At 57.9% G+C, this 22,894-nt stretch carries 24 protein-coding genes and 1 pseudogene; 4 read left to right on the plus strand and 21 right to left on the minus strand.

Annotation, left to right across the window (positions count from 1 at the left end):
• Nucleotides 1-60 precede the first annotated feature (60 nt).
• From CGLAMM_RS07455 to purB, 10 genes are all read right to left on the minus strand, one after another.
• On the minus strand, nucleotides 61-387 hold the full coding sequence (locus tag CGLAMM_RS07455; protein ID WP_394819821.1) for a hypothetical protein: 327 nt from the start codon (nucleotides 385-387) through the stop codon (nucleotides 61-63).
• A gap of 147 nt (nucleotides 388-534) precedes the next feature.
• Nucleotides 535-870 carry a Grx4 family monothiol glutaredoxin gene (gene grxD, locus CGLAMM_RS07460; RefSeq protein WP_394819822.1) on the minus strand — a complete coding sequence of 112 codons (336 nt, stop codon included), beginning with the start codon at nucleotides 868-870 and terminating at the stop codon, nucleotides 535-537.
• A gap of 43 nt (nucleotides 871-913) precedes the next feature.
• On the minus strand, nucleotides 914-1,144 hold the full coding sequence (locus CGLAMM_RS07465) for a BolA family protein (RefSeq protein ID WP_394820099.1): 231 nt from the start codon (nucleotides 1,142-1,144) through the stop codon (nucleotides 914-916).
• Between the two features lie 5 nt (nucleotides 1,145-1,149).
• On the minus strand, nucleotides 1,150-3,348 hold the full coding sequence (purL, locus tag CGLAMM_RS07470) for a phosphoribosylformylglycinamidine synthase subunit PurL (protein WP_418115523.1): 2,199 nt from the start codon (nucleotides 3,346-3,348) through the stop codon (nucleotides 1,150-1,152).
• A complete protein-coding gene (purQ, locus tag CGLAMM_RS07475; protein WP_394819823.1) occupies nucleotides 3,345-4,046 on the minus strand; it encodes a phosphoribosylformylglycinamidine synthase subunit PurQ in 702 nt (233 codons plus the stop codon). The genes purL and purQ overlap by 4 nt, the downstream gene beginning before the upstream one ends.
• Nucleotides 4,046-4,444 carry a Rap1a/Tai family immunity protein gene (locus CGLAMM_RS07480; protein WP_394819824.1) on the minus strand — a complete coding sequence of 133 codons (399 nt, stop codon included), beginning with the start codon at nucleotides 4,442-4,444 and terminating at the stop codon, nucleotides 4,046-4,048. Before CGLAMM_RS07480 ends, purQ begins: the two co-directional genes overlap by 1 nt.
• Nucleotides 4,444-4,686 carry a phosphoribosylformylglycinamidine synthase subunit PurS gene (purS, locus tag CGLAMM_RS07485; RefSeq protein WP_394819825.1) on the minus strand — a complete coding sequence of 81 codons (243 nt, stop codon included), beginning with the start codon at nucleotides 4,684-4,686 and terminating at the stop codon, nucleotides 4,444-4,446. The genes CGLAMM_RS07480 and purS overlap by 1 nt, the downstream gene beginning before the upstream one ends.
• Before the next feature lie 3 nt (nucleotides 4,687-4,689).
• A complete protein-coding gene (gene purC, locus CGLAMM_RS07490) occupies nucleotides 4,690-5,448 on the minus strand; it encodes a phosphoribosylaminoimidazolesuccinocarboxamide synthase (RefSeq protein ID WP_394819826.1) in 759 nt (252 codons plus the stop codon).
• Between the two features lie 112 nt (nucleotides 5,449-5,560).
• Nucleotides 5,561-6,931, minus strand: a complete 1,371-nt coding sequence (locus CGLAMM_RS07495) for a sugar porter family MFS transporter (protein ID WP_394819827.1) — start codon at nucleotides 6,929-6,931, stop codon at nucleotides 5,561-5,563.
• Nucleotides 6,932-7,036: 105 nt separating this feature from the next.
• A complete protein-coding gene (gene purB / locus CGLAMM_RS07500) occupies nucleotides 7,037-8,371 on the minus strand; it encodes an adenylosuccinate lyase (protein WP_394819828.1) in 1,335 nt (444 codons plus the stop codon).
• A gap of 187 nt (nucleotides 8,372-8,558) precedes the next feature.
• Here purB and CGLAMM_RS07505 point away from each other — a divergent pair, with 187 nt between their 5' ends.
• Genes CGLAMM_RS07505 through CGLAMM_RS07520 form a run of 4 tightly spaced genes read left to right on the plus strand, consistent with a single transcriptional unit; the run spans nucleotide 8,559 to nucleotide 11,597 of the window.
• Nucleotides 8,559-9,164 (plus strand): YjbE family putative metal transport protein, encoded by a 606-nt coding sequence (locus CGLAMM_RS07505; protein ID WP_394819829.1) that lies wholly within the window; start codon nucleotides 8,559-8,561, stop codon nucleotides 9,162-9,164.
• 21 nt (nucleotides 9,165-9,185) lie between these two features.
• Nucleotides 9,186-10,091 (plus strand): hypothetical protein, encoded by a 906-nt coding sequence (locus CGLAMM_RS07510; RefSeq protein ID WP_418115524.1) that lies wholly within the window; start codon nucleotides 9,186-9,188, stop codon nucleotides 10,089-10,091.
• Nucleotides 10,013-11,089, plus strand: coding sequence for a transglycosylase SLT domain-containing protein (locus tag CGLAMM_RS07515; protein ID WP_418115525.1), 1,077 nt, complete (start codon nucleotides 10,013-10,015; stop codon nucleotides 11,087-11,089). Before CGLAMM_RS07510 ends, CGLAMM_RS07515 begins: the two co-directional genes overlap by 79 nt.
• Nucleotides 11,079-11,597 (plus strand): CinA family protein, encoded by a 519-nt coding sequence (locus tag CGLAMM_RS07520; RefSeq protein WP_418115526.1) that lies wholly within the window; start codon nucleotides 11,079-11,081, stop codon nucleotides 11,595-11,597. The genes CGLAMM_RS07515 and CGLAMM_RS07520 overlap by 11 nt, the downstream gene beginning before the upstream one ends.
• A gap of 84 nt (nucleotides 11,598-11,681) precedes the next feature.
• On the opposite strand, the gene CGLAMM_RS07525 is transcribed toward CGLAMM_RS07520, so the two are convergent.
• The 11 genes and pseudogenes from CGLAMM_RS07525 to CGLAMM_RS11310 form a co-directional block, all read right to left on the minus strand.
• Complete coding sequence (locus CGLAMM_RS07525) at nucleotides 11,682-12,023, minus strand: hypothetical protein (RefSeq protein ID WP_394819831.1); 342 nt, start codon at nucleotides 12,021-12,023, stop codon at nucleotides 11,682-11,684.
• Between the two features lie 139 nt (nucleotides 12,024-12,162).
• A complete protein-coding gene (locus tag CGLAMM_RS07530) occupies nucleotides 12,163-12,627 on the minus strand; it encodes a type II toxin-antitoxin system RatA family toxin (protein WP_394819832.1) in 465 nt (154 codons plus the stop codon).
• 3 nt (nucleotides 12,628-12,630) lie between these two features.
• Nucleotides 12,631-13,608, minus strand: a complete 978-nt coding sequence (gene lipA / locus CGLAMM_RS07535; RefSeq protein WP_394820100.1) for a lipoyl synthase — start codon at nucleotides 13,606-13,608, stop codon at nucleotides 12,631-12,633.
• Nucleotides 13,609-13,615: 7 nt separating this feature from the next.
• Nucleotides 13,616-15,019 carry a dihydrolipoyl dehydrogenase gene (gene lpdA, locus CGLAMM_RS07540; RefSeq protein WP_394819833.1) on the minus strand — a complete coding sequence of 468 codons (1,404 nt, stop codon included), beginning with the start codon at nucleotides 15,017-15,019 and terminating at the stop codon, nucleotides 13,616-13,618.
• A gap of 4 nt (nucleotides 15,020-15,023) precedes the next feature.
• On the minus strand, nucleotides 15,024-16,280 hold the full coding sequence (locus tag CGLAMM_RS07545; protein ID WP_394819834.1) for a pyruvate dehydrogenase complex dihydrolipoamide acetyltransferase: 1,257 nt from the start codon (nucleotides 16,278-16,280) through the stop codon (nucleotides 15,024-15,026).
• Nucleotides 16,281-16,292: 12 nt separating this feature from the next.
• On the minus strand, nucleotides 16,293-17,633 hold the full coding sequence (locus tag CGLAMM_RS07550; protein ID WP_418115527.1) for a pyruvate dehydrogenase complex E1 component subunit beta: 1,341 nt from the start codon (nucleotides 17,631-17,633) through the stop codon (nucleotides 16,293-16,295).
• A gap of 3 nt (nucleotides 17,634-17,636) precedes the next feature.
• Nucleotides 17,637-18,680, minus strand: a complete 1,044-nt coding sequence (gene pdhA, locus CGLAMM_RS07555) for a pyruvate dehydrogenase (acetyl-transferring) E1 component subunit alpha (RefSeq protein ID WP_394819835.1) — start codon at nucleotides 18,678-18,680, stop codon at nucleotides 17,637-17,639.
• 59 nt (nucleotides 18,681-18,739) lie between these two features.
• Nucleotides 18,740-19,591, minus strand: a complete 852-nt coding sequence (gene trpC, locus CGLAMM_RS07560; RefSeq protein ID WP_394820101.1) for an indole-3-glycerol phosphate synthase TrpC — start codon at nucleotides 19,589-19,591, stop codon at nucleotides 18,740-18,742.
• Nucleotides 19,592-19,712: 121 nt separating this feature from the next.
• The gene (gene trpD, locus CGLAMM_RS07565) at nucleotides 19,713-20,780 is read right to left on the minus strand and encodes an anthranilate phosphoribosyltransferase (RefSeq protein WP_394819836.1); all 1,068 of its coding nucleotides are present in this window, start codon (nucleotides 20,778-20,780) and stop codon (nucleotides 19,713-19,715) included.
• A 3-nt stretch (nucleotides 20,781-20,783) separates the two neighbouring features.
• The gene (locus CGLAMM_RS07570; protein WP_394819837.1) at nucleotides 20,784-21,374 is read right to left on the minus strand and encodes an anthranilate synthase component II; all 591 of its coding nucleotides are present in this window, start codon (nucleotides 21,372-21,374) and stop codon (nucleotides 20,784-20,786) included.
• Nucleotides 21,371-22,884, minus strand: a pseudogene (locus CGLAMM_RS11310) (anthranilate synthase component I family protein). Before CGLAMM_RS11310 ends, CGLAMM_RS07570 begins: the two are co-directional and overlap by 4 nt.
• Between the last annotated feature and the right edge of the window lie 10 nt (nucleotides 22,885-22,894).

Raw genomic sequence — 22,894 nt, forward strand, 5'->3', positions numbered from 1 at the left:
GTTATCGGACGGGATATGTAACATCGGCGCCCCTCCAGTCAGGCCGGGCGATGTCAGCGTTTAACCGCGATGGCGCGTGTGGCGCGATTTCGTCGTGTGGGATTTGACGTGCCGGTAGGAAGCTTTACGGATAAAGCGCGCCTTTACGCCATTCTTCGTTGCTTTATGTCGATAGCTTGCCGTGACGACCATTTTGCGGCCGTAACCACGCTTGCGATGCCGCGTTGTGTGCACGACAGGGCGTGGGGGCGCGGTGAGCGCCGCGAGTGTCAGGCGACTGGCTTCAACGTTTGAAATTGTCCGGCCGGAGGCTTTTGACGTCGAAGGGGAAAGCGCAAGACCGACAGCAAAAAATCCCGTCGATAAGATTGAAGCGAAACGTCGCATGTCTTTCCCCATCCGATGAAACTGAAAGCTTTACGCTAAATCACGGCATTAAGTTCAGTTTGGCAAGTAAAAACCCGCATGATCCGAAGGTTTTTTATGCGCGCGGCGGCGTGCCCGGTTGAAACCCGGGGCACGCCATGATGGTGCTCAGGCTTTGGCGCGCTCGATTTTCTTCTCATCCAGCAGGGAGTCGAGCTCACCATTCTGATACATATCGACGACGATGTCACATCCGCCCACGAACTCGCCCTTGATGTAAAGTTGCGGAATCGTCGGCCATTGGGAAAAAGCCTTGATGCCCTCACGAATTTCAGCGTCTTCAAGGACGTTGATCGTCTGATATTCGACGCCCATACGATTTAATACTTGCACAACACGCGCAGAGAACCCGCATTGCGGAAATAATTTTTCCCCTTTCATAAATAACATGACGGGATGCGTGTCGATTTCACGCTGGATGCGCTGAAAAATGTCCTGAGACATAGCGGATTTCTCCTTAAATAAGGGTCTTGCGCGTCGACGCGCGTCAAGGCGTTTCAGTTTTGAGTGCAAGTGCGTGAAGGGTTGACCCCATTTTCCCGCCAAGAGCCTCGTAGACAAGTTGGTGCTGTCGCACGCGATTCAAGCCCTCAAACGCTTTACTGACGACGCGACAGGCATAATGGTCGCCATCCCCGGCGAGATCGGTGATTTCCACCACCGCGTCGGGAAGCGCTTTCAGGATGTGCGCGCGGATTTCTTCCTCCTGCATGGCCATCTGCGTCATTGCTCCATCAAATTGGGGAAGAACGCGGCGTTGACTTCCCGCAGGCGATCAGCTGAAAGCGAGATGCCCTCAGCCAGGGTAAGATGCGTGCCACCACTGCGTCCGAGGCGGCGCACAGGGACATGGGCGGCTTCAGCGCGGGCGATAAACGCAACCGCGTCAGGGACCGCGACGATATAGGCGGCCTGATCCTCCCCGAAATAGAAAGCGTGCGGCGCCATAGCCGATGGCGGATGCTCCACGACACAACCAACGCCGCTCGCCATGACCATTTCCGCCAACGCAATCAGGAGGCCACCATCTGAGACATCGTGGCAAGCAGAAATTTCCCCGGATAAAATTCTTTCACGAACAAAATCGCCATTGCGACGCTCCGCCACGAGGTCAATAACCGGCGGCGCGCCGTCCTCCCGCTCACATATCTCGCGCAGCCAGAGTGACTGACCGAGATCGCCCCGGCTTTCACCGACCAGGACAAGCTCTGCTTCATCAGGCATCGCGTACCCGACGGACTGGTCAATATCCGCAATGACGCCGATTGCGCCAATCGCCGGTGTTGGCAGGATCGGCACGCGCAGTCCGCTGGGGTGCGTCGTCTGGTTATAAAGCGAGACATTGCCGCTGACGACGGGGAAATCAAGCGCGGTGCAGGCTTCCTTGATACCGGCAACGGCATCCGCAAATTGTCCCATGATTTCCGGCACTTCAGGATTACCGAAATTGAGATTATCCGTCACCGCAAGGGGTTGCGCCCCGGTTGCAGTGATGTTGCGCCACGCTTCAACCACCGCCTGTGCGCCGCCCGCTTTGGCATCGGCCTGGCAGTAACGCGGCGTGCAATCCGTCGTCATGGCGAGTCCTTTGGACGTGCCTTCAATCCGGATGACCGCGGCATCAGCCGTTCCCGGACGTCGCTTTGTCTGGCCGCCAACGCCACTGTCATATTGGTTCCAGATCCAGGCGCGGGAGGCTAGGTCCGGGCAGGCCAACAGGTGCAGCAGGGCGTGTTCCACCCCTTCCGGGTCTCTCACCCCGCCGAGGCGCGCTGGCGGTTTGCCGCTGACGAGCGGGCGATGATAAAGAGGCGCTTCATCCGCAAGGGGGGCCAGCGGGATATCTGCCTCGATCTGTCCCTTATGCCGGATGGTGATGCGCCCCGTATCCGTCAGCATGCCGATAATTGAAAAATCGAGTTCCCATTTCTCAAAAATCGCGCGGGCAACGTCCGTCCGCTCGGGCTTGAGGACCATCAACATGCGCTCCTGACTTTCGGAGAGCATCATTTCATAGGCGGTCATGCCGGTTTCACGTTGCGGCACCTGGTCGAGATCCAGCTCAATCCCGACACGTCCCTTCCCCGCCATTTCAACGGCGGACGATGTCAGCCCCGCGGCACCCATATCCTGGATGGCCACGATAGCGTCCGTTTCCATGAGTTCGAGACAGGCTTCGATGAGCAGCTTCTCGGTAAAGGGATCCCCGACCTGCACTGTGGGCCGCTTTTTGAGAGCGTGCTCATCAAATTCGGCTGACGACATGGTCGCACCATGGATGCCGTCCCGCCCCGTTTTGGAACCGACATAGACGACCGGGTTTCCGACCCCTGCCGCCGCGGAAAGGAAGATACGGTCCTGCGCCGCGATGCCCACCGTCATCGCATTGACGAGCGGATTACTATTATAGGAAGGATGGAAATTTACTTCCCCGCCGACTGTCGCGACACCGACGCAATTTCCGTAACCCCCGATGCCGCGCACGACACCGTCAATGACATGGCGTGTGACGGGCAGGGATGGATCACCGAAGCGTAAGGCGTTGAGATTGGCAACCGGGCGCGCACCCATCGTGAAAACGTCGCGCAATATGCCGCCGACCCCGGTGGCCGCGCCTTGATACGGCTCGATGAATGAGGGGTGGTTGTGGCTTTCCATCTTGAAAACCGCGGCCATCCCGTCACCGATATCGACGACACCCGCATTTTCCCCCGGGCCGTGAATGACCCAGGGCGCCTTTGTCGGCAGTGTCTTCAGATGGGCGAGAGACGACTTGTAGGAGCAATGCTCTGACCACATAACGGAAAAAATACCGAGTTCAGTCAGGCTGGGCGTCCGCCCCATAATATCGAGGAGTTTTTGATATTCGACATCTGTCAGGCCAAAACGCTGCGCGAGTGCAGCGTCAACGTTAGCGGTCATTTAACCAAGCTTTCAACGAGACTGGTAAAAAGCGGAGCCCCATCTGTCGGGCCAAGCTGCGGGTCAACCATATTTTCCGGGTGCGGCATTAATCCGCAGACCCGACTATTCTCACTCAAAATCCCCGCAATCGCGCGTGCACTGCCATTCGGGTTCGCGCTGGGGCACGCCTCATCAATCGTGCCATCTGCCCTCGCATAGCGGAATGCGACCCGCCCCTCACCTTCAAGCGCGTCGAGCTCGGAGGGTGACGCGGTGTAGTTGCCATCCCCGTGCGCGAGCGGCGCGCGGAACACATCGCCATGCTTCCAGCCTGAAGTGAAAGCTGACCGGTCATTCTCAACGCGAAGATAAGCATCCTGCGAGAGAAAGCGCATCCCGGCATTACGCAGCAGCGCACCGGGCAAAATATGCGCCTCCGTCAGAATCTGGAAACCATTGCACACGCCAAGCACGTATCCGCCCCGTGCCGCGAAGTCCCGCACCTCACGCATAATCGGTGCATGGGCCCCCATCGCGCCGGAGCGAAGATAATCCCCGAAGCTGAAACCACCGGGGATGACGATGAGGTCCAAAGAGGGCAGCGCGGTGTCACGATGCCACAAAATCTGCGGCGCCTTTCCCGAGACGATTTGCAGCGCCTGGGCCATGTCCCGCTCCCGGTTCGTGCCGGGGAAAAGAACAATACCTGCCTTCATTACGGCGCTGCCCCGTTACGGGCGTCATTGCAGGGATAGGCACCATGAAGCGCCGCGACGACAGTCTTGCCCACCGGGCCGGACAGGTTGGATTTCTGGCGTTGCTGATTCAAAATCCAACGAACGACCTTGCTGCGCATCGCGCTCGTTTTCTCATCGGAAGGGATGCAGAAAGCGGCTTCACCCTCACCTGTTCTGTTGATTGAACTGAGATAGGTCAGCGCGCCCCCATCCGCGACACCGGCAAGATAAGCGTCGCATAGGGCGCTCTTGCCCGGATCATTACAGATGCGGAGAAATCCCCCGACACTCATTTTTGAAAGTCGATGCTCAGAAGCGAGGGCCGGATGGGTGGCGACACAACCCATGGCGAATAAGGCCAGCAGTGCTTTGCGCATTATTTCAGAACCTCCACCGTGTAATCCTCAATGACGAGATTGGCGAGTAACGCCTCTGCCATTTTCCGGCCCTGATCAGCCGCGGATTTGGAATCATGGCAATCCACGTCCAACAAAATCGTCCTACCAACACGCACATCGTTCACATTCTTGAAATCAAGCGTTTCGAGGGCGTGGCCAATCGCTTTACCTTGAGGGTCGAGGACGCCTTCCCGTAACACAACATCTACGCGGATTTTCATCGACTACCCCTCCGACCCTTTAATTTCGTGATTTCCCGATTCCGGAAGAATGCCGAGCCGCCGCGCGACTTCCTGATAGGCTTCCTCAACACGGCCGAGATCCCGGCGGAAGCGGTCCTTATCCAGTTTCTCACTGGTGTTCATGTCCCAGAGGCGGCAATTATCCGGAGAAATCTCGTCCGCCAGCACGACGCGCATCTCGTCCTGCTCCCACAGGCGCCCGAACTCAAGTTTGAAATCCACGAGCTGGATACCGATGGCCTGGAATGTCCCGCAGAGGAAATCATTGATGCGCAGGGCGTGGCTGTTGATCTCCTCCATATCCTGGGGGGTGGCCCATTCAAAGGCGGCGATATGCTCCTCCGACACCATCGGGTCATTGAGCGCATCATTTTTAAGGTAATATTCAATGATGGTGCGCGGCAGGCGCGTCCCTTCCTCAAGCCCGAGGCGACTCGCGATTGATCCCGCCGCAACGTTACGTACAACGATTTCAAGCGGGATGATCTCCACCTCTCGGACCAGTTGCTCACGCATATTGATGCGCTTCATGAAGTGCGTCGGGATGCCGATCGCCTGCAGGCGCAGCATGAGATGTTCACTGATGCGATTATTCAGCACGCCCTTGCCGGTGATAATGCCTTTTTTGGCGCCATTTCCGGCGGTGGCGTCATCCTTGAAATACTGGACGATTGATCCGGGCTCCGGACCTTCGAAAAGGATTTTGGCTTTACCCTCATAGAGTTGTCGGCGGCGGGCCATCATAGACTTTCAGCAAAAGCAAAGTGAGAAAACAGACATATAGCAGTGCGCAGGGCGACGCGACAGACCTAAAAGACCCCCGTCCTGAAGGACATCACGTCGCCATCCCGCTTCAGTTACGGGAAGCTGGCAGGAATGTGCCGTCCCGAAGCGATTTTTCAAGGGCTTCGAGACTCTGCCCCTTTGTCTCCGGGACATAGCGCATCACGAAAATAAAGGAAAATGCGTTAACCGCCGCGAAGAGCCAGAAGGTCGCTCCCGGCCCGAGAAGGGTGACGAGGCTTAATGTCGTCAGGGAGATCACCAGATCCGCGCCCCAATGACTGGCGGCCACCACGCTCATGCCACTCCCCCGGCAGGAAAGGGGAAATACCTCGGCCCCCACGAGCCATACAGTGACGGACAGACTGCCGACATTGAAGATGACGTAACCGATGAGTGAGATAAGCGTAATCCACGCGCCGATGCCGCCGGTCAGGTGAAGGGAAAACATGGCGCCGAGGACGATGAGGGAAATAACCGCGCCGGGAAGCATGCGCAGCATCAAGGTGCGACGCCCCCAGTGATCAACCGCCCAGCCGCCAAATATGGTCGCCAATGTCATGGCCACACCCACTGCAACCGACATGAGCAGCGCATATTGGTGACCGAACCCGGCCTCAGAAAAGATTGTCGGCGCGTAATACATGACGGCATTCGTGCCAGTAAGCTGACAAAGCAACCCGATCCCGACAGAGGCGAGAAGCGCAGGGCGCACCCAGGGCTCAAAAATCTGCCGGAAGGGCGCTTTCTGATCATGCGCGTCGATGATTTCCTCAAGCTCCTGATCAGCCTGCGCGTCGGTCGGGCGGACACGGCGCAGAACTTCACGCGCGCGCTCTGTCTCCCCTTTCATGGCGAGCCAGCGCGGGCTGTTCGGTACAAACAACATGCCGATAAAGAGGATGGAAGCCGGCACGAAGCCAAGACCGAACATAAAACGCCAGCTCTCATCCCGCAGCAGGTAGCCGGTGATGAAAGAAATGGTCATGCCGGACACAACCGCGAGCTGAAACGCCACAACGAGCGCGCCGCGTCTCTCCGGCGGCGAGATTTCAGCAATATAGATCGGCACAATCTGGGAGGCCGCGCCAATGGCGAGGCCAAGTATCAGGCGCGACGCGACCAGCAAAGCTGTCGAATGCGCAAAGGTGACGATCACCGTGCCGATCAGAAACAGGATCGACGCGGCCATAATGGTGCGCCGTCGGCCCATCCGGTCTGATAAAGGCCCGGCCGTAATACAGCCAACCAGCGCGCCAGCAATAATAGCGGAGGTCACGACCTCCTGCGCGAAGGTCGTAAGATGAAAATCGGTCTTCAGTTGAAGCAACGCACCGGAAATAATGCCGGTATCATACCCGAAGAGCAAACCGCCCGTCGCGGCGATAATGGCAATGAAATTTGTGAGGGCTTGTCCTCTGACAGGTTTTTGCGCGTCCATAACGGCTGACCTTTCTTTGAACACAGCGCGGGATATCAAGAAGATGATGACCCGCGCTGATCATGATTTTCTGCCGGATGATCCGGCGAATTTGCAAAAAAGTCCTTACGCGCCAAAAACTTTTTTGAAGATGTCGTCCACGGCGACGAGGTGATTTTCACTTCGCATCGCCGCGTCCAGGGCTGAGGGGGTGATGTGCTGCGTCACTTCCGGGTCGGAGAGGAGATTTTCTCGGAAACTGCGTCCCTCCGGCTTGCCAAGCAGGGTCCATGTCGCCATCGCGTGTTTCTGCACGAGGCGATATGCATCCTCTCGTGAGAAGCCTGCCTTGGCCAGCGCCAGGAGGACCTCACCGGAATGCACCACCCCGCCCAGCGCATTGAGATTGGCCTCCATACGCTCCGGATAAATGAGAAGCTTGTCCATCATATCGGCAAGTCGCATCAGCGCAAAATCAAGACCGATTGTGGCGTCCGGGGCGAGATTCCGCTCTACGGAGGAATGACTGATATCCCGCTCATGCCACAAAGTCACGTTTTCAAGCGCTGGGACGATTGCGCTGCGGACGAGACGCGCGAGGCCGGTGAGATTTTCAGACAGAACCGGATTTCGCTTATGCGGCATCGCGGAGCTGCCTTTCTGCCCCGGATGGAAAAATTCCTCAGCCTCCCGCAATTCTGAACGTTGCAGGTGGCGCACTTCGGTCGCCAGGCGTTCAATGGCGCTGGCCGTCACGGCGAGGGCGCAGAAATAAGCAGCATGACGATCCCGCGGGATGATCTGGGTGGAAACGTCTTCACAACTTAAACCCAGCTTCTCGGCGACATAGGCTTCAACTTTGGGGTCGAGATGCGCGAAAGTGCCGACTGCGCCTGATATGGCGCAGACAGCGATTTCCGAACGCGCCGTCTCGAGTCGCTTCCGATTACGCGCGAATTCGGCGTAATGCCCGGCCATTTTGAGGCCGAAACTCGTCGGCTCCGCATGAATGCCATGACTGCGACCGATCGTGACCGTGTTTTTATGCGCAAAAGCCTGTTTCTTCAGCGCTGCGAGAACTACATCCATATCCTTCAACAGGAGATCCGTCGCCTGAACGAGTTGCACGGAGAGGCAGGTATCCAGCACATCTGAAGATGTCATGCCGAGATGCACGAAACGACTGTCATCGCCGATTTTCTCAGCCAACCAGGTGAGGAAGGCGATGACATCATGGCGTGTCTCCGCTTCAATCTCATCAATGCGGGCGAGATCTGCATCTGAAAATGCCGCCATGGCCTCATCACCGCGCCTGCGGATGTTCTGGGCGGACTCTCGCGGGATCGTGCCCAGATTCGCCATGGCCTCACAGGCGAGCGCCTCGATCTCGAACCAGATTCTATACCGGTTCTCGGCAGACCAGATGGCTGTCATGGCCGGACGGCTGTAACGGGGCACCATAAATTTCGCTCCTTGACTTCAAACGTGCCTTACATAGCGGATTTACCAGCATCCGAACATAGGTCCGGGCAAATAACGTTACAAATATCACAAGTCGCGTTCAAAACCGTCGAGGGCTTGATCCTTTTCAGATAACAGCGAACAAAGGCCCGATCATGGCGGGGTCAATGCGGGGAAGGAGCATCTCATGGCAGTGACGTGGGCAGAGGTGACGTCCCTCATTCAAATTCTTTTGATTGACGTCTCACTGGCGGGCGACAATGCCATTGTCATTGGTCTCGCCGTGCAGGGGCTCGTCGCGGGCCAGAAGAGACAAGCTATTGCTATCGGGGTGGGGCTTGCCGCGCTCATCCGCATTATTCTGGCGCTGGTGGCGACGAAACTCCTGACAGTGATCGGGCTGACGCTGGCAGGTGGGCTTCTTTTGCTTTGGGTCTGCTGGAAAATGTTCCGGGAGTTACGGGTTTCCGAGCCGGAAGTAGGGCTCGTAGCCCCGTCCAAAAAACTCTCATCGGTCATATTCAAAATCGTGATCGCGGATCTCTCCATGAGCCTCGATAATGTGCTCGCCGTGGCCGGGGCCGCTATCGGGCATCCCTATCTTCTGGCTCTGGGCCTGCTTTTATCCATTCTTCTCATGGGATTCTGCGCGGCAGCGATGGCGAAATTGCTTGAGCGTTACCGGTGGATTGCCTGGGTCGGGCTTATCGTGATTTTCTATGTCGCGATCAGGCTGATCATCATAGGCGGATTTGAAGTCAGCGTGGTTATCGGGCAGTTTATGAGTCGATAATTGTGCGGGAAAGAGGAAGATATGAGACGATTTGCCCGGATGCCCATCGCATGCCGCACTTCGGTGAGTGCTTTATTGGGCGTGATTTTCTCCCTTTCCCAACCGGCCGCTCCGGCCGCCGCCCAAAATATGCTGTCCCCCTCGATGAAAGCCCGGGTGGATCAATGGGTCGCGTTGATAGACCCACACAGCAACCCGACATTGTCCGAATATGCCGCGTTTCTGAGTAAACGCCCCTTCTGGCCGCGCCGCCCTATCCTGTTGGGGCGCTTTCAGGCGAAATTATCGGTCACGAACAGGTCGGATGATCTTTCCCGCTATTGCCCCCTCTTCCCGCTTTCCGATGTGCAGGCACTTAATCGCTGCGGTCCCTATCTTGCCGACACGCATGACCAGGCGATCAGAATATGGGAGTCCGGGCGGGAGCGTGAGGGTGAGGAAACCATGCTCCTGAACCTCGTCGGTTCAATCCCGGATCAAACCGCGCAGGTGCGTCGTTTTCATGCGTTGATGTCGCGCAGTCATTATGTGGCGGCCCGTCGGCAAATCGCGCGTTTATCGGGCGTCAATCGGCGGGCGGCCCCGGTTGAGCTGGCATTCGCGACCAGGGATGCGACGGCGGAGACGCAATTTGACGCCCTCCCCCCGGCCCTTCAGCATCGGTCACGCGTGCTTCTCCCCTATCTGCGATGGTTACGCCTCGCGGGGCGTCAGGATGAAGCCGTGCGACTGTGGAAAAGCGTGGCTTTCACCGTGCAGGCAGCGCATCCCTCCCATGGCTGGATGCAGGAGAGGTTGCGCCTGGCCTATGACCTTCTCGCTGCGCACGACGTCCCTCCGCTCTCGCGATGGTGCGTGCGCCCCGACCGGGTGGCGCGACTTCCGCAAATCTGGACGCGCATTTTCTGGCCGGATGGATGGCCCTGAAACAAACGCATGAATATGTCCAGGCGGAGCATGAGTTCGCCCTGCTCTCACGTCAGACCAATATCATCCAGCGCGCGCGGGGCAATTACTGGATGGCGCAGGCCAGGCTCGCGCAGGGCGACGTCGTGGTCGGGACGCAAATGCTACACAAGGCGGCACATTTCCCGACGACTTACTACGGCCAGTTGGCGATTGCCGCGCTTGATCATAGGGAAGGCTATTTTCGCCTGATGAAAACGTCTTTCCCCGGTCTGCGCAAAGCGCTGAAATCATTGCCCCCTGTGGCCGCCACGCCCCCTTCCCGGCCAGATCTGATTCTCGCGGCGCGTTACCTGGCGTCGGAGGGCCGTATCGATGATGCAGATGTGTTTCTTCTCGCTGCATGGGTCAATGCTGAGAGCCCGGCTGAGATGGCGGCCATTGCCCGGACGGCGATCAGGATGAAGATCTACCGGCCCGCCGTTTTTGCCGCGCGGAGAGCGGGTGCGCAGGGTGTCGCACTCTACCCGGAAGGTTGGCAGCATCCTGTCATTTCCGTGCCTCCAGGTGCGTTCCCGGTGGCTTTGTCATGGGCTGTTGCGCGGCAGGAGAGCAGTTTTGACGCTGATATCGTCAGCCCGGCCCAAGCGGTCGGGCTGATGCAGTTGCTTCCCGGCACAGCGCGCGACATGGCGCATCAGGTTGGCGTGCCCAATGCCAGAAAGCTGACAACGGAAGCGCTTAAAAACCCTAAACTCAACATGCAACTTGGAACGGCCTATCTCAGCTATCTGCTCGGCCAGCTTCAGGAAATGCCGCCCATTGTCCTCGCAGCCTATAATGCTGGCCCGACCCGCGCCAAACGCTGGTTACAGGCCCGAATGATCACCCCGGAATCGCCTAATGCGGATGTGATTGACTGGGTGGAAAATGTGCCTTTCGCGGAAACGCGCGCCTATATCCAGCGTGTGATGGAAAACTTCAAAATTCTCGAAGTGGAGGCCGAAAATGGTCAGTGATCGTGAACTCCTCAAGCTTGCCGGCACGACAATTGAGGCACTGCGAAAAAGGGGTTTAAGGGTCGTGACGGTTGAAAGTTGTACAGGCGGCATGGTCGTCTCCCTTCTGACCGCTCATGCGGGTGCATCTGACGTCGTGGAAGGGGGGCTGGTCACATACTCCAACACGCTTAAGCAAGATCTTGTCGAGGTGGATCGACGATCGTTGGACAGGGACGGCGCCGTCAGTGAGACGGTCGTCGTCGAGATGGCGATTGGCGCGCTGGATTGTGCCATCGAAGCGCACCTCGCCATTGCAATCAGCGGCATTGCAGGCCCGGAAGGTGGAACGGAGGAGAAGCCGGTGGGCACGGTGTGCTTCTGCCTTGCGGATGATGGCGGCGCCCGCCCGATCCGTGAGACATGTCATTTTGAGGGAGATCGCACATCCATCCGTAAGGCGGCCGCCCAACATGCGCTTGAGTTACTGATCCGCGGGGCCGAAGCGCGTGATGCGCAATCAGTCTGAATATCAGCGCCGGATAAAAAAAGGCGGCCCGTTTGGACCGCCCTTTAAGACAGAGTCAGCAGGCTCACGCCCGCATCCCGTTATTTACCGCGGCACAGAGGCGGAAGGGCCCATGGCGGATGGCGGTGTGCCGTAAGCCGGGTCAGTCGTATTCACGGATGGCAGGGTCGGCTTTGCCATCGGCGCGCCGGGGGGCGTCTGATTGGCAGGTGCACCCATACGGGCCTGGTCAAGGCTGCGCGCATTGAGGGCTTCCGTTGAGTCACTTCCACGGGTGGCGCCGTGGCGTGTCATGCAATGGCGCGCATTATGCTTGCAGTGATGCGCTGATTTCCAATTGCTGTGATGGTTCATATGATGTGCTGCAAAAGCCTGAACCGGTAGGGCGAAAGCGGCAACTGCCGCGAAAAGAGCGAGGTTTTTCATCATGAAATCCTTTAAAGACTGGATGAGAGGATCGCGGAAGCATGTTCCGTTCTAATCTAGGTCGTTGAAGGAAACGTTAAAGTTTCGTGCAAGTTCAAGGCGATGCCTGAAAATGACGTCATGATGCGCACGTAGCTCGTTATTCGGGAACCTCATTCCGTGCGGGCACTATTGGGGGGCCGTAAATCTCTCGCGCCCGGCGTATAAAGGCCGAGACCATTAATCGCACGCCCTCATTGAAGACGACGCCGATGGCATTTTGCAACAAACGTGAGCGAAACTCGAAATCCACAAAAAAATCGACGCGTGTCCCTCGCGCATCGGGGATGAACTGCCAGACATTATTGAGATATCGGAACGGCCCTTTTTCATATCGAACCCGAATGCGGCAAGGGCGGTCCAAAGTGACGCGACTGGTAAATGTCTCCCGGAACGGCCCGAAACCCACGGTGAGATCAGAGACAAGTTCCTGCTCCGTCGAGGACTTGACGACGGACCGCAGGCACCATGGCAGGAAGGCCGGATATTTGCCGACATCCGCAACGAGGTCAAAGAGCTGTTCAGGCGTGTAGGCAATGATCCGCTGTTCGGCATGAGTGGGCATGGATCAGGCTTTCACGTCACGCTGGAGGAATTGCTGCCGCGCCGCTTTAAGCGCGGCAAAATCGGAATCGGCATGATATGAGGAACGTGTCAACGGGCTGGCGCTGACCTGCAAAAAGCCTTTACTGCGTGCGACTGCCGCATATGAATCAAATTCATCCGGCGGGATAAAGCGCGCGACGGAGGCATGTTTCGGCGTGGGTTGAAGATATTGTCCCAGGGTCAGGAAATCGACATCAGCGATGCGGAAATCGTCCATAACCTGCGAAACCTCCATCCTGTCCTCACCCAATCCCAGCATCAGACCGGATTTCGTAAAGATTTCCGGATCACGTTGTTTGACCCTGTCGAGCAATCTTAAGGACTGGTAGTAACGTGCGCCGGGACGGATGGACGGATAGAGGCGCGGAACAGTCTCGATATTGTGATTGAAAACATCCGGCTTTGCATCGATGACGACATCTAATGCCCTGTTTTTACGCAAAAAATCAGGCGTCAAAATCTCGATTGTCGTCGTCGGGGAGGCGGCGCGGATATGACGGATGGTGGCGGCAAAATGGGCGGCGCCCCCATCCGCGAGATCGTCCCGATCAACGGAGGTGATGACGACGTGTCGCAGTGCCAGACTCGCCACGGCATCGGCAACCCGGCGGGGCTCATCATCGTCCAGTTCCGCTGGCTGCCCGGTCGCGACATTGCAGAACGCGCAGGCGCGTGTGCAGATATCGCCCATAATCATCATGGTGGCGTGACGTTGCGACCAGCATTCGCCAATATTGGGGCAAGCCGCCTCCTCACAGACCGTGACAAGTGATTTGTCGCGGATGAGCTTGCGCGTCTCCTGGTAAACAGGGCTATTCGGCGCGCGCACGCGAATCCAGTCCGGTTTGCGCTGCACGAGATTATCCGGCCGATGCGCTTTCTCTGGATGGCGCGCTGCGGGGGGCCTGCCCTTTCGGTGGTCAATGACAATACGTTGCATAACGGAGTCAGAAATGGAGTGCGCCTCCCCAGGCTGCAAGAACGGCTTCATGCATTGATTCCGAGATGGTCGGATGCGGGAAGACCGTTTCCTTGAGTTCGGCCTCCGTCAATTCTCCGGTTTTGGCGATGACATAACCCTGAATCATCTCGCTGACTTCCGCGCCAATCATATGCGCGCCGAGCAATTCCCCCGTTTCCGCATCAAAGATGGTTTTAACGAGACCTTCCGTCTCACCCATCGCCAGCGCCTTGCCATTTCCGATAAAGGGAAAGCGCCCGACCTTCAATGTGCGCCCCGCCTCTTTGGCTTTCGCCTCCGTCAGGCCCACAGAAGCAATTTGCGGGTAGCTGAAGGTGCAGCCAGGAATGTTCAGGGGGTGAAGTTTTTCCGGATGGAGGCCCGCGATTTTCTCGACAGCAATGATGCCCTCATGGGACGCTTTGTGCGCCAGCCAGGGGGCGCCAGCAATATCGCCAATGGCCCAGATGTTTTCCTCGGCCGTCCTGCCATGGCCATCCGTGACAATGTGCGTCTTCTCGATTTGAACTTTCGTCTTCTCAAGGCCGAGATTTTCAACATTGCCAACAATGCCGACCGCCACAATGACGCGATCCACCGTGATGTCGATTGCCTGACCTTTCGCCTCAATATGGGCCGTGACATGATCACCCTGCTGTTTCAGCGCACCGACCTGCGCCGACGTGATGATCTTGATCCCCTGCTTGATGAAGGCTTTTTCAGCCAGCGCGCTGATTTCCTCATCTTCAACGGGGAGAATGCGCGGCGCGACATCAACCAGCGTCACCTCCGTGCCCATCTGACGGTAAAATGACGCGAACTCGACGCCAATCGCACCTGTGCCGATGACAAGAAGGCGTTTCGGCACCGCATCGGGCACGAGGGCCTCACGGTAGGACCAGATCGTTTTACTGCCCGTCTCCAGCCCCGGAAGCTGCCGCGCACGCGCGCCCGTCGCGAGAATGACATGACGGGCGGCGAGTCTCCCCGTGACCTTGCCCTGTTGCGTGACCGCGACGATATGATCACCACCCTTCTGACCATCAAGCGCGCCCCTGCCCTCAAAGACGGTGACTTTTGCTTTTTTCAGAAGATGCGCAACGCCTTTGGAAAGCTGTCGGGAAACCGAACGTGAGCGCTCAACAATCTTCCTGATATCAAACCGGATGTTATCCGCTGAAAATCCAAAGCCTGCCAGATTATGCAGTTGATGATGGATTTCGGAAGCGCGAAGCAAAGCTTTCGTGGGGATGCAGCCCCAATTAAGGCAGATGCCACCGAGATGCGTCTCCTCGACCACCGCCACTTTCAGCTTCAATTGCGCAGCCCGCAGGGCGGCGACATACCCGCCCGGGCCGCCGCCGATAATCACAATGTCAAATTTATCCATAAGCCTAGACCACCAGGAGATAAGGATTTTGCACGATATGGCGGAAGGCTTCGAGCCACTCCGCGCCGAGAATGCCGTCAACGGCGCGGTGATCGACAGATAATGTCACAGTCATAACCGTCGCGATGGCGAGCGCATCGTCACGGACGACGGCCCGTTTCTCACCGGCGGAAACCGCCAATATCGCGGATTGAGGCGGATTGACGATGGCGGCGAACTCTTTGACGCCGCGCATCCCCATATTGGAAATCGAGAAGGTGCCACCCTGATACTCTTCAGGTTGAAGCTTTGCGCCGCGCGCCTTTTGCGCGAGGTGTTTCATCTCAATGCTGATTTCCCGAAGGCTCAGGCGATCTGCGTCCCTCAAAATAGGGGTAATCAGCCCCCCCGGCACGGACACCGCGACGGAGATGTCGACAACATGATGTTGGATCATCTCACTTTCAGTGAAGCTGACATTGACGCCGGGCACTTTCCGAAGCGCCAGGGCCGCCGCCTTGATCACCATATCATTAACGGAAATCTTGACGGTCGCACCATTTTCATCAGGCATGACGGCGTTGAGCTCCGAGCGGAGTTTCAACAGCGCATCCAGCTCAATATCCATTGACACATAAAAATGCGGCACGGATTGTTTGGACTCCGCCAGGCGATGCGCAATGACTTTCCGCATACCGGAATGCGGAATCGATGTGGAGGGCTTCCGCTCAAACAGGTCTTTCCGACCCGACGCGATGGGGTGCTCACGTTGCGGCGTGGCGGCGTGCGCGCCCTCTGAGTGGCTCTCGACATCCCGTTTGACGATGCGCCCGTGCGGACCCGTGCCTTTAACGGTGCTGAGATCAATCTGCCCCGCCTTTGCGATACGTCGCGCCAGGGGGGAAGCTTTGACTCGCGCGCCCGCCGCTTCAACCTGCGACACCGCGCGTTTCTCCGGCGCGTCAGCCGAGGGTTCGGCGGCTTGCTTCTCAGCCGCCGGGGCGCTTGCGTGGGCTTCAGGAGTCGCTGACGGATCTTCTCCCTCGGCCAGCAGGACGGCAATGGCGGTATTCACCGCGACATTCTCCGTCTTTTCCGCAACGAGGATACGGCCGATAATGCCATCATCGATAGCCTCGACTTCCATCGTGGCCTTGTCTGTTTCGATTTCAGCAATCAGGTCACCGCTTTGCACGCGGTCGCCGGTTTTGACGTGCCATTTGGCGAGCGTCCCCTCCGTCATGGTGGGAGAGAGGGCCGGCATCAGGATAGAGGTCGCCATAATCGAAACGCCTTAAAAAAGTTTACGCACGGCTTCAACGACCCAATCCGGTTGGGGAAGCGCCAGCTTCTCCAGATTGCTCGCATAAGGTAGCGGGATGTCAAGCCCGCAAACGCGCGCGGGTGGTGCGTCAAGCTCGTCAAACGCCTTTTCACAGATCATGGCGCAGATTTCAGCACCGATACCCGCGACAGGCCAGCCTTCTTCAACGGAAACAACACGATGGGTTTTACCGACACTTTCAATGATTGTCGCCGTATCGAGCGGCCTGAGACTGCGCAGATTGATGACCTCTGCCTCAATGCCCTGCTCAGCAAGTTTCTCGGCAGCCTCGAGCGCGACGCCCACCATGATGGAAAAGGCAATAAGAGTGACATCCTTCCCTTCCCGCTCGATTTTAGCCTTGCCGATGGGCAGGATGAAATCTTCATCGACGGGGCACGGAAATTTCTGGCCGTAGAGAATTTCGTTCTCGAGGAAAACGACAGGGTTCGGGTCACGAATGGCGGCGCGCAGAAGCCCTTTTGCATCAGCGGCTGACCATGGCGCCACAACTTTAAGGCCCGGCACATGCGCATACCAGCTTGCGTAACATTGTGAATGCTGGGCCGCCACGCGCGACGCTGCGCCATTCGGCCCCCGGAAGACAATCGGGCAATTGAGCTGACCGCCGGACATATAAAGTGTCTTAGCGGCTGAATTTATAATATGATCAATGGCTTGCATCGAAAAGTTCATCGTCATGAACTCGACGATCGGTTTCAGGCCTGTATAGGCCGCGCCGACGGCCATCCCCGTGAAACCATGTTCGGTAATCGGGGTGTCGATCACCCGTTTTTCACCGAAGCGTTCAAGCAACCCTTGAGAGACCTTATAGGCCCCCTGATATTGCGCGACCTCTTCCCCCATCAGGAAGACATCGTCATCCCGCGCCATCTCCGCCGCCATAGCGTCACGCAACGCCTCACGCACTGAAATGAGTTCCGTCGCGCCCCAATCCCTGTCAGCCGCCGCACCTGCCTGAGGGGCTGGCGGCGAAGGGGGGGCGGAGATGGTGGCGCTCTCTGAAACAGGCGGTGCTTTTTCGGGAAGCGTATCTTCCACGGTCTCGCCATCCTGAGAGAGGATCGCGATCGGGGCGTTAACGGCGACGTTCTCCGTCCCTTCTTTCACCAGGAGCCGCGCCAGAATGCCGTCTTCCACGGCTTCAACTTCCATCGTCGCTTTATCCGTCTCGATTTCGGCAATAACATCGCCGGACTGAACACGGTCGCCCAATTGCTTGACCCAGCGGGCCAGTCTGCCTTCCGTCATCGTGGGGGAAAGCGCCGGCATGGTTATTGTCGTCGCCATTCTTCAGCACTCCACCCAAACGTCGGTCCATAACGAGTCAACGCCCGGTTCGGGGCTTTGCTGCGCAAATTGCGCGGCGTCATTGACCTCCGCCTTGACGTCATCCTCTATCTTTTTAAACACGCTATCCGCCACGCCCTGTTTGGAGAGATATTTCCGGATATGCTCAATCGGGTCACGCGTCCTACGCATTTCATCCACTTCCGCCCGATCACGATAGCGCGCCGGGTCGGACATGGAATGGCCGCGATAACGATATGTTTCCATCTCCAGCAGGAAGGGGCCCTTGCCGGCGCGGCAATGGGCCATGGCCTCGCCTGCCGCCTGATGGACGGCGAACAGATCCATCCCATCCACCTTGAGGCTCGGGATCTGCCAGGGACGCCCAAGTTGTGAGAGGTCTTTCGCGGCGGAAGAGCGCTCCACACTGGTGCCCATGCCATAACGGTTATTTTCAATCACATAAATGCAGGGAAGTTTGTGCAGGGCGGCGAAATTGAAGCTCTCAAATACCTGTCCCTGCTGCGCCGCACCCTCACCGAAATAAGCGATCCCGACTTCCTGCGTGCCGCGATATTTATTGGCGAAGGCCAGCCCGGTGCCGATCGCGACCTGCGCCCCGACAATGCCATGCCCCCCGTAAAAATGCTTCTCACGGGAGAACATGTGCATCGAGCCACCCTTCCCGCGGGAATAACCATCCTGCCGCCCCGTCAGCTCCGCCATCACGCCGCGCGCCGTCATCCCGACGGAAAGCATATGCGCGTGGTCACGATAGGATGTGATGACTTTATCACCCGCCTTCATGAGAAGGCCAATTCCGGTCACCACGGCTTCCTGCCCGATATAAAGGTGGCAGAAACCGCCAATCAGGCCCATCCCGTAAAGCTGCCCGGCTTTTTCCTCAAATCGGCGCAGAAGCACCATGCGCTGATAGGCTTTGATTGTTTCTTCCTGGCTCAGAGGTGAACCATTGTCATCGGCGCGCAGGGCAGGCGCCAATTTCTTTGCAGTTCGGGTCAAGCTGGCCGTCTCCTGAATATGCATCGGTCGCTGACATGTCCGATGCCGTTTTGACCAATTAAAATCATGATGGCGTCGTCATTTTATAACGTGCCCATGAGGCGTCGCGCTGCAAGGCCAGGGTCTTCCTCCCGCAGAAGACTTTCACCCACCAGCAGGCCGGACGCGCCGGCCTCACCGATCCGCAGCACATCCTCATGCGTCTTGATGCCGCTTTCGGAAATTACGATACGGTCGGGCGGCACGAGGGGAGCGAGCTCAAATGTCGTGCGGATATCCGTTTTAAGCGTGCGCAGGTTCCGATTATTGATCCCGATCAGAACAGTGTCCAGAGAGAGGGCGCGGGTGAGTTCCAACTCACTATGCACCTCGCAAAGCACATCCATATCAAGGCCGCGCGCCAAAGCGATCAGATCGGACGCTTCACTATCCGTCAAAGCTGCGAGGATGATCAGGATGCAGTCGGCGCCGATAATGCGGCTTTCATGCACCTGCCAGGGGTCAACGATGAAATCCTTCCGCAGGATGGGCAGGGTCGACGCCGCCCGCACCTGCTCAAGATCCTCCGTATCACCATGGAAACATGCTGATTCCGTTAAGACGGACAGACATGTCGCCCCGGCCGCCTGATAGGATTGCGCGATCATGGCGGGGTCGTAATTCGGGCGAATAATACCGGCGGAGGGGGACGCCTTCTTGATTTCGGCAATCAACCCCACCTGGCAATTCGCCGCCATCTGCTTGAGAGCATGGCCGAAGCCACGTGTCGGCGTGTCAATTTCCCGCGCGCGCGCTGAGATTTCTTTCAGCGGTGTGATCTGGGAGCGTTGCTCAACATCAATGCGCATCCGCGCGCAGATCCGCGCAAGCACGTCGGGGATTTCCGCCGGTGCGTCCAGGTCAAGCGTGGTATTTGCGGGGTCACCGACATCCATCGCGTCCGGCTCATGCGCGTGATGATGCGACGCCGCGCCCTGCTCCGACTCAGGATGATGGGATGAACTATTCGACATTCTCGCTTTAATAACCTCTACCATGATGATGAAGCCATCGTGATTACGCTGTTAACATATTTATATCGCGCGCTCGTTCCATAACGGCAAGAGCGTGGCCTTCGTCAATGACTTTCGCGACACGCGACATATTTTCAGACAGGGCGTCATGTTTGAGGCGCCCCGCAATAAAGACGTCCCCATGGCCTGCAACGTCAAGGGCAATGGCTGCGTTCAGGCAAACTGTGTCGCGATAGACACCCTTTTCACCCTCCAGCATCTCCATCAGGGCCCGCGCATTCTGCGCCGGTGTGCCGCCCGCCAGGGTCGCGATCTTTTGATGGGGGCCGAAGAAGGCAGAGGGGTCAAGCGTGTATTCCGTGACGCCGCCATCGCGCCAGACAGCCAGGTGGGATTTGCCCGAAAGGGTCATTTCATCCGAAATGCCGCGATCCGTCTCGCCATAAATAACGGTGACCCGCGTCCCGCCCAGTCGGCCTGTCGTTTCCGCCAGTTTCACCATCCATCGCGGGTCACTGACGCCGATCATCTGGCGTTTGACATTGGCGGGGTTGCAGGCCGGGCCGATCATGTTGAAAATCGTGCGGAAGCCCAGTTTGCGGCGTGTCTCCGCGATTTCATCCAGGGCCGGAATGTGCAGAGGCGCGGCGAGGAAAGCCAGATTCTGCGTTTCCAACCTCTGACGCTGACGATCGAGATTGCCATCAGGGTGGATGCCAAGTTCAGACAGCACATCTGTCGCGCCGGAATTTGATGAGACGGCGCGGTTACCATGTTTGGCCACGGGGATCTGCATCGCAGCCAATACAAAAGCGACGGCTGTGGACACGTTCAGCGTGTTTAGTCGGTCGCCCCCTGTGCCGCATACATCCACGGCTTCCGACGCATGATGGCGGAGTGGAATGGCCGCCTCCCGCATCGCCCGCACCGCGCCGACCAGTTCCTCCGTTGTCTCCTGACGCAGATGCAGGGCCGTGAGGATGGCGGCGAGTGCCGTCGGGTCGACTGCGCCTGAGAGGATCTGGCGAAACAGGTCATAGGCCTGATCGGTTGTCAGGGGATCGCCTTCAGCCAGCTGGATGAGGCAGGTTTGTATAAATCCCTTCATCATATGTCAGGGCCGCGCTTCCCGGCCCCGATGTGCCAGGGCCAGAAAATTACCCAATAGGCGCTTCCCCTCTGAAGAGGCGATACTCTCCGGGTGAAACTGCACGCCATGAACGGGATGATGTCGATGGTGAACACCCATGATGATGCCATCTTTCGTGCGTGCGTTAACGATGAGATCCGCCGGGATCGTTGCGGGGTCGAGAACGAGACTGTGATAGCGCGTCGCGCGCATGGGGTTGGCGAGATCGGTGAAAATGCCCGTGCCATCATGATGCATCTCATCCACCTTGCCATGCACGGGGTGTGGCGCGCGGATAACGTGCGCGCCGTAAACCTGGCCGATAACCTGATGCCCGAGGCACACACCCAGAACCGGTACTTCAGGCCCCATTTCCGTAACGAGCGCGCAACAGATACCGGAATCATCCGGTGCGCCGGGGCCGGGTGAAATCACGATGGCTTCCGGCGCGAGGGCACGCGCCTCATCGACGGTGATGGCATCATGCCGCCTGACCACACACGTCGCGCCCAATTCGCCCAGATAATGGACGAGATTATAGGTGAAGCTGTCGTAATTATCGATGAGGAGAATCATGACCGGGACATGGTGCCTTTATCTTGTGGCGTCAATTGCGAGGATTGGTTCCGTTGCCAGGCATCTTCCATCGCTTTTTCAGCCGCGCGGAACAAGGCGCGGGATTTGTGCCGTGTCTCCTCCTCCTCCAACGCGGGAACACTGTCCGAAACCACACCGCATCCGGCCTGCACATGTAGTTTCCCGTCTTTCATGACCGCCATGCGCAGGGCAATGCAGGTATCCATCTCACCATTGACGCCGAAATAACCGAGGCACCCGGCATAGGGGCCGCGTCGTGTCGGCTCAAGCGCATCAATGATTTCCATCGCGCGGATCTTCGGCGCGCCTGTCAACGTGCCGGCGGGGAAAGCGGCGCAAAGCGCATCCACGGCATCACATTCGGGCCGGATCGTGCCGTGCACGGTGGAGGAGATATGCATGACGTGACTATAGCGCTCAATGACAAATTGCTGTGGCACTGAGACGGTCCCCATTTGGGAGACACGTGCGACGTCATTCCGCCCAAGGTCAATCAGCATCAGATGTTCCGCACGTTCTTTTTCATCGGCGAGGAGATCTTCCTCCAGTGCAAGATCCGCCTCCGTCGAGGCGCCGCGCGGGCGCGTGCCCGCGAGCGGACGCAGCGTGACCTCGCCATCCCGCAATCGCACGAGGATCTCGGGTGACGAACCGACAAGTGCGTAGCCGTCAAGCTCCATTAAAAAGAGGAATGGCGCCGGATTAACGCGCCGCAACGAGCGGTAAAATGTCAGCGGGCTGAGCGGAAAATCGACCGAGAAGCGGCGGCTGGGCACGATCTGGAAGGCGTCACCGGCGCTGATATGGGCCTGCGCCGTCCGCACCTTCGCTTCAAATTCGGCATCCGGAATGGATGGTTCCGGCTTGAGGGGCAAGGTAGGGGGGCTTCAAGCGACTCATCCGCATCATCGGGCCCCGTACGCAGTGCGGTCAGGACACGGGACAAAAGCCCCTCAGCTGCCGCCGCCGTCAGACCGCCCTGGCGTGAAATGACGGTGACAAAAACTTCGTCGCGCAGAGAGTCGAAAACGGCAAAAATGGTCGGCCGCATCAGAATACCGTCCGGCACCTGAAGGTCATCAAGGCCGGTATCGGGCACGTCCTCAATCTCACGCACGAAATCATAGCCAAGATAGCCGAAGAGACCGGCAATCATGAGCGGGAAATTTTCCGGCAGGCTTATTCTGGAATCGCGGATGAGTTGCCGGAGTGACGGCAGGGCCTTTTGCGACGAGGTTTCAAAGCGGTTCGCGCCGGAAAGAACCGTTTTATTCATCGTGACGACAGTTTTTTCATATCGCCAGATGAGGTCCGGGTGCATGGCAATGACGGAATAGCGTCCACGCGCCTTGCCGCCCTCGACGCTTTCAAAAAGCAGGCGATAAGGTGCCGCACCCGAGAGCGCGGGGAACAGCCGCCCGAGACGCATATAGGCGGCAACAGGCGTGAGCAGGTCCGCAGAGATCACGGCATGGAAAAGGCGACTCATCTCACCATAA

The sequence above is a fragment of the Sorlinia euscelidii genome, from assembly GCF_036452135.1.
In the GTDB taxonomy this organism is placed as follows: domain Bacteria; phylum Pseudomonadota; class Alphaproteobacteria; order Acetobacterales; family Acetobacteraceae; genus Sorlinia; species Sorlinia euscelidii.

What these genes read in the sequence shown, in the direction of transcription:
- CGLAMM_RS07455 (WP_394819821.1), bottom strand. Translation starts at nt 387, where the DNA reads ATGCGACGTTTCGCTTCAATCTTATCGACGGGATTTTTTGCTGTCGGT.
- grxD (WP_394819822.1), bottom strand. Translation starts at nt 870, where the DNA reads ATGTCTCAGGACATTTTTCAGCGCATCCAGCGTGAAATCGACACGCAT.
- CGLAMM_RS07465 (WP_394820099.1), bottom strand. Translation starts at nt 1,144, where the DNA reads ATGGCCATGCAGGAGGAAGAAATCCGCGCGCACATCCTGAAAGCGCTT.
- purL (WP_418115523.1), bottom strand. Translation starts at nt 3,348, where the DNA reads ATGACCGCTAACGTTGACGCTGCACTCGCGCAGCGTTTTGGCCTGACA.
- purQ (WP_394819823.1), bottom strand. Translation starts at nt 4,046, where the DNA reads ATGAAGGCAGGTATTGTTCTTTTCCCCGGCACGAACCGGGAGCGGGAC.
- CGLAMM_RS07480 (WP_394819824.1), bottom strand. Translation starts at nt 4,444, where the DNA reads ATGCGCAAAGCACTGCTGGCCTTATTCGCCATGGGTTGTGTCGCCACC.
- purS (WP_394819825.1), bottom strand. Translation starts at nt 4,686, where the DNA reads ATGAAAATCCGCGTAGATGTTGTGTTACGGGAAGGCGTCCTCGACCCT.
- purC (WP_394819826.1), bottom strand. Translation starts at nt 5,448, where the DNA reads ATGGCCCGCCGCCGACAACTCTATGAGGGTAAAGCCAAAATCCTTTTC.
- CGLAMM_RS07495 (WP_394819827.1), bottom strand. Translation starts at nt 6,931, where the DNA reads ATGGACGCGCAAAAACCTGTCAGAGGACAAGCCCTCACAAATTTCATT.
- purB (WP_394819828.1), bottom strand. Translation starts at nt 8,371, where the DNA reads ATGGTGCCCCGTTACAGCCGTCCGGCCATGACAGCCATCTGGTCTGCC.
- CGLAMM_RS07505 (WP_394819829.1), top strand. Translation starts at nt 8,559, where the DNA reads ATGGCAGTGACGTGGGCAGAGGTGACGTCCCTCATTCAAATTCTTTTG.
- CGLAMM_RS07510 (WP_418115524.1), top strand. Translation starts at nt 9,186, where the DNA reads ATGAGACGATTTGCCCGGATGCCCATCGCATGCCGCACTTCGGTGAGT.
- CGLAMM_RS07515 (WP_418115525.1), top strand. Translation starts at nt 10,013, where the DNA reads ATGGTGCGTGCGCCCCGACCGGGTGGCGCGACTTCCGCAAATCTGGAC.
- CGLAMM_RS07520 (WP_418115526.1), top strand. Translation starts at nt 11,079, where the DNA reads ATGGTCAGTGATCGTGAACTCCTCAAGCTTGCCGGCACGACAATTGAG.
- CGLAMM_RS07525 (WP_394819831.1), bottom strand. Translation starts at nt 12,023, where the DNA reads ATGAAAAACCTCGCTCTTTTCGCGGCAGTTGCCGCTTTCGCCCTACCG.
- CGLAMM_RS07530 (WP_394819832.1), bottom strand. Translation starts at nt 12,627, where the DNA reads ATGCCCACTCATGCCGAACAGCGGATCATTGCCTACACGCCTGAACAG.
- lipA (WP_394820100.1), bottom strand. Translation starts at nt 13,608, where the DNA reads ATGCAACGTATTGTCATTGACCACCGAAAGGGCAGGCCCCCCGCAGCG.
- lpdA (WP_394819833.1), bottom strand. Translation starts at nt 15,019, where the DNA reads ATGGATAAATTTGACATTGTGATTATCGGCGGCGGCCCGGGCGGGTAT.
- CGLAMM_RS07545 (WP_394819834.1), bottom strand. Translation starts at nt 16,280, where the DNA reads ATGGCGACCTCTATCCTGATGCCGGCCCTCTCTCCCACCATGACGGAG.
- CGLAMM_RS07550 (WP_418115527.1), bottom strand. Translation starts at nt 17,633, where the DNA reads ATGGCGACGACAATAACCATGCCGGCGCTTTCCCCCACGATGACGGAA.
- pdhA (WP_394819835.1), bottom strand. Translation starts at nt 18,680, where the DNA reads ATGCATATTCAGGAGACGGCCAGCTTGACCCGAACTGCAAAGAAATTG.
- trpC (WP_394820101.1), bottom strand. Translation starts at nt 19,591, where the DNA reads ATGGATGTCGGTGACCCCGCAAATACCACGCTTGACCTGGACGCACCG.
- trpD (WP_394819836.1), bottom strand. Translation starts at nt 20,780, where the DNA reads ATGATGAAGGGATTTATACAAACCTGCCTCATCCAGCTGGCTGAAGGC.
- CGLAMM_RS07570 (WP_394819837.1), bottom strand. Translation starts at nt 21,374, where the DNA reads ATGATTCTCCTCATCGATAATTACGACAGCTTCACCTATAATCTCGTC.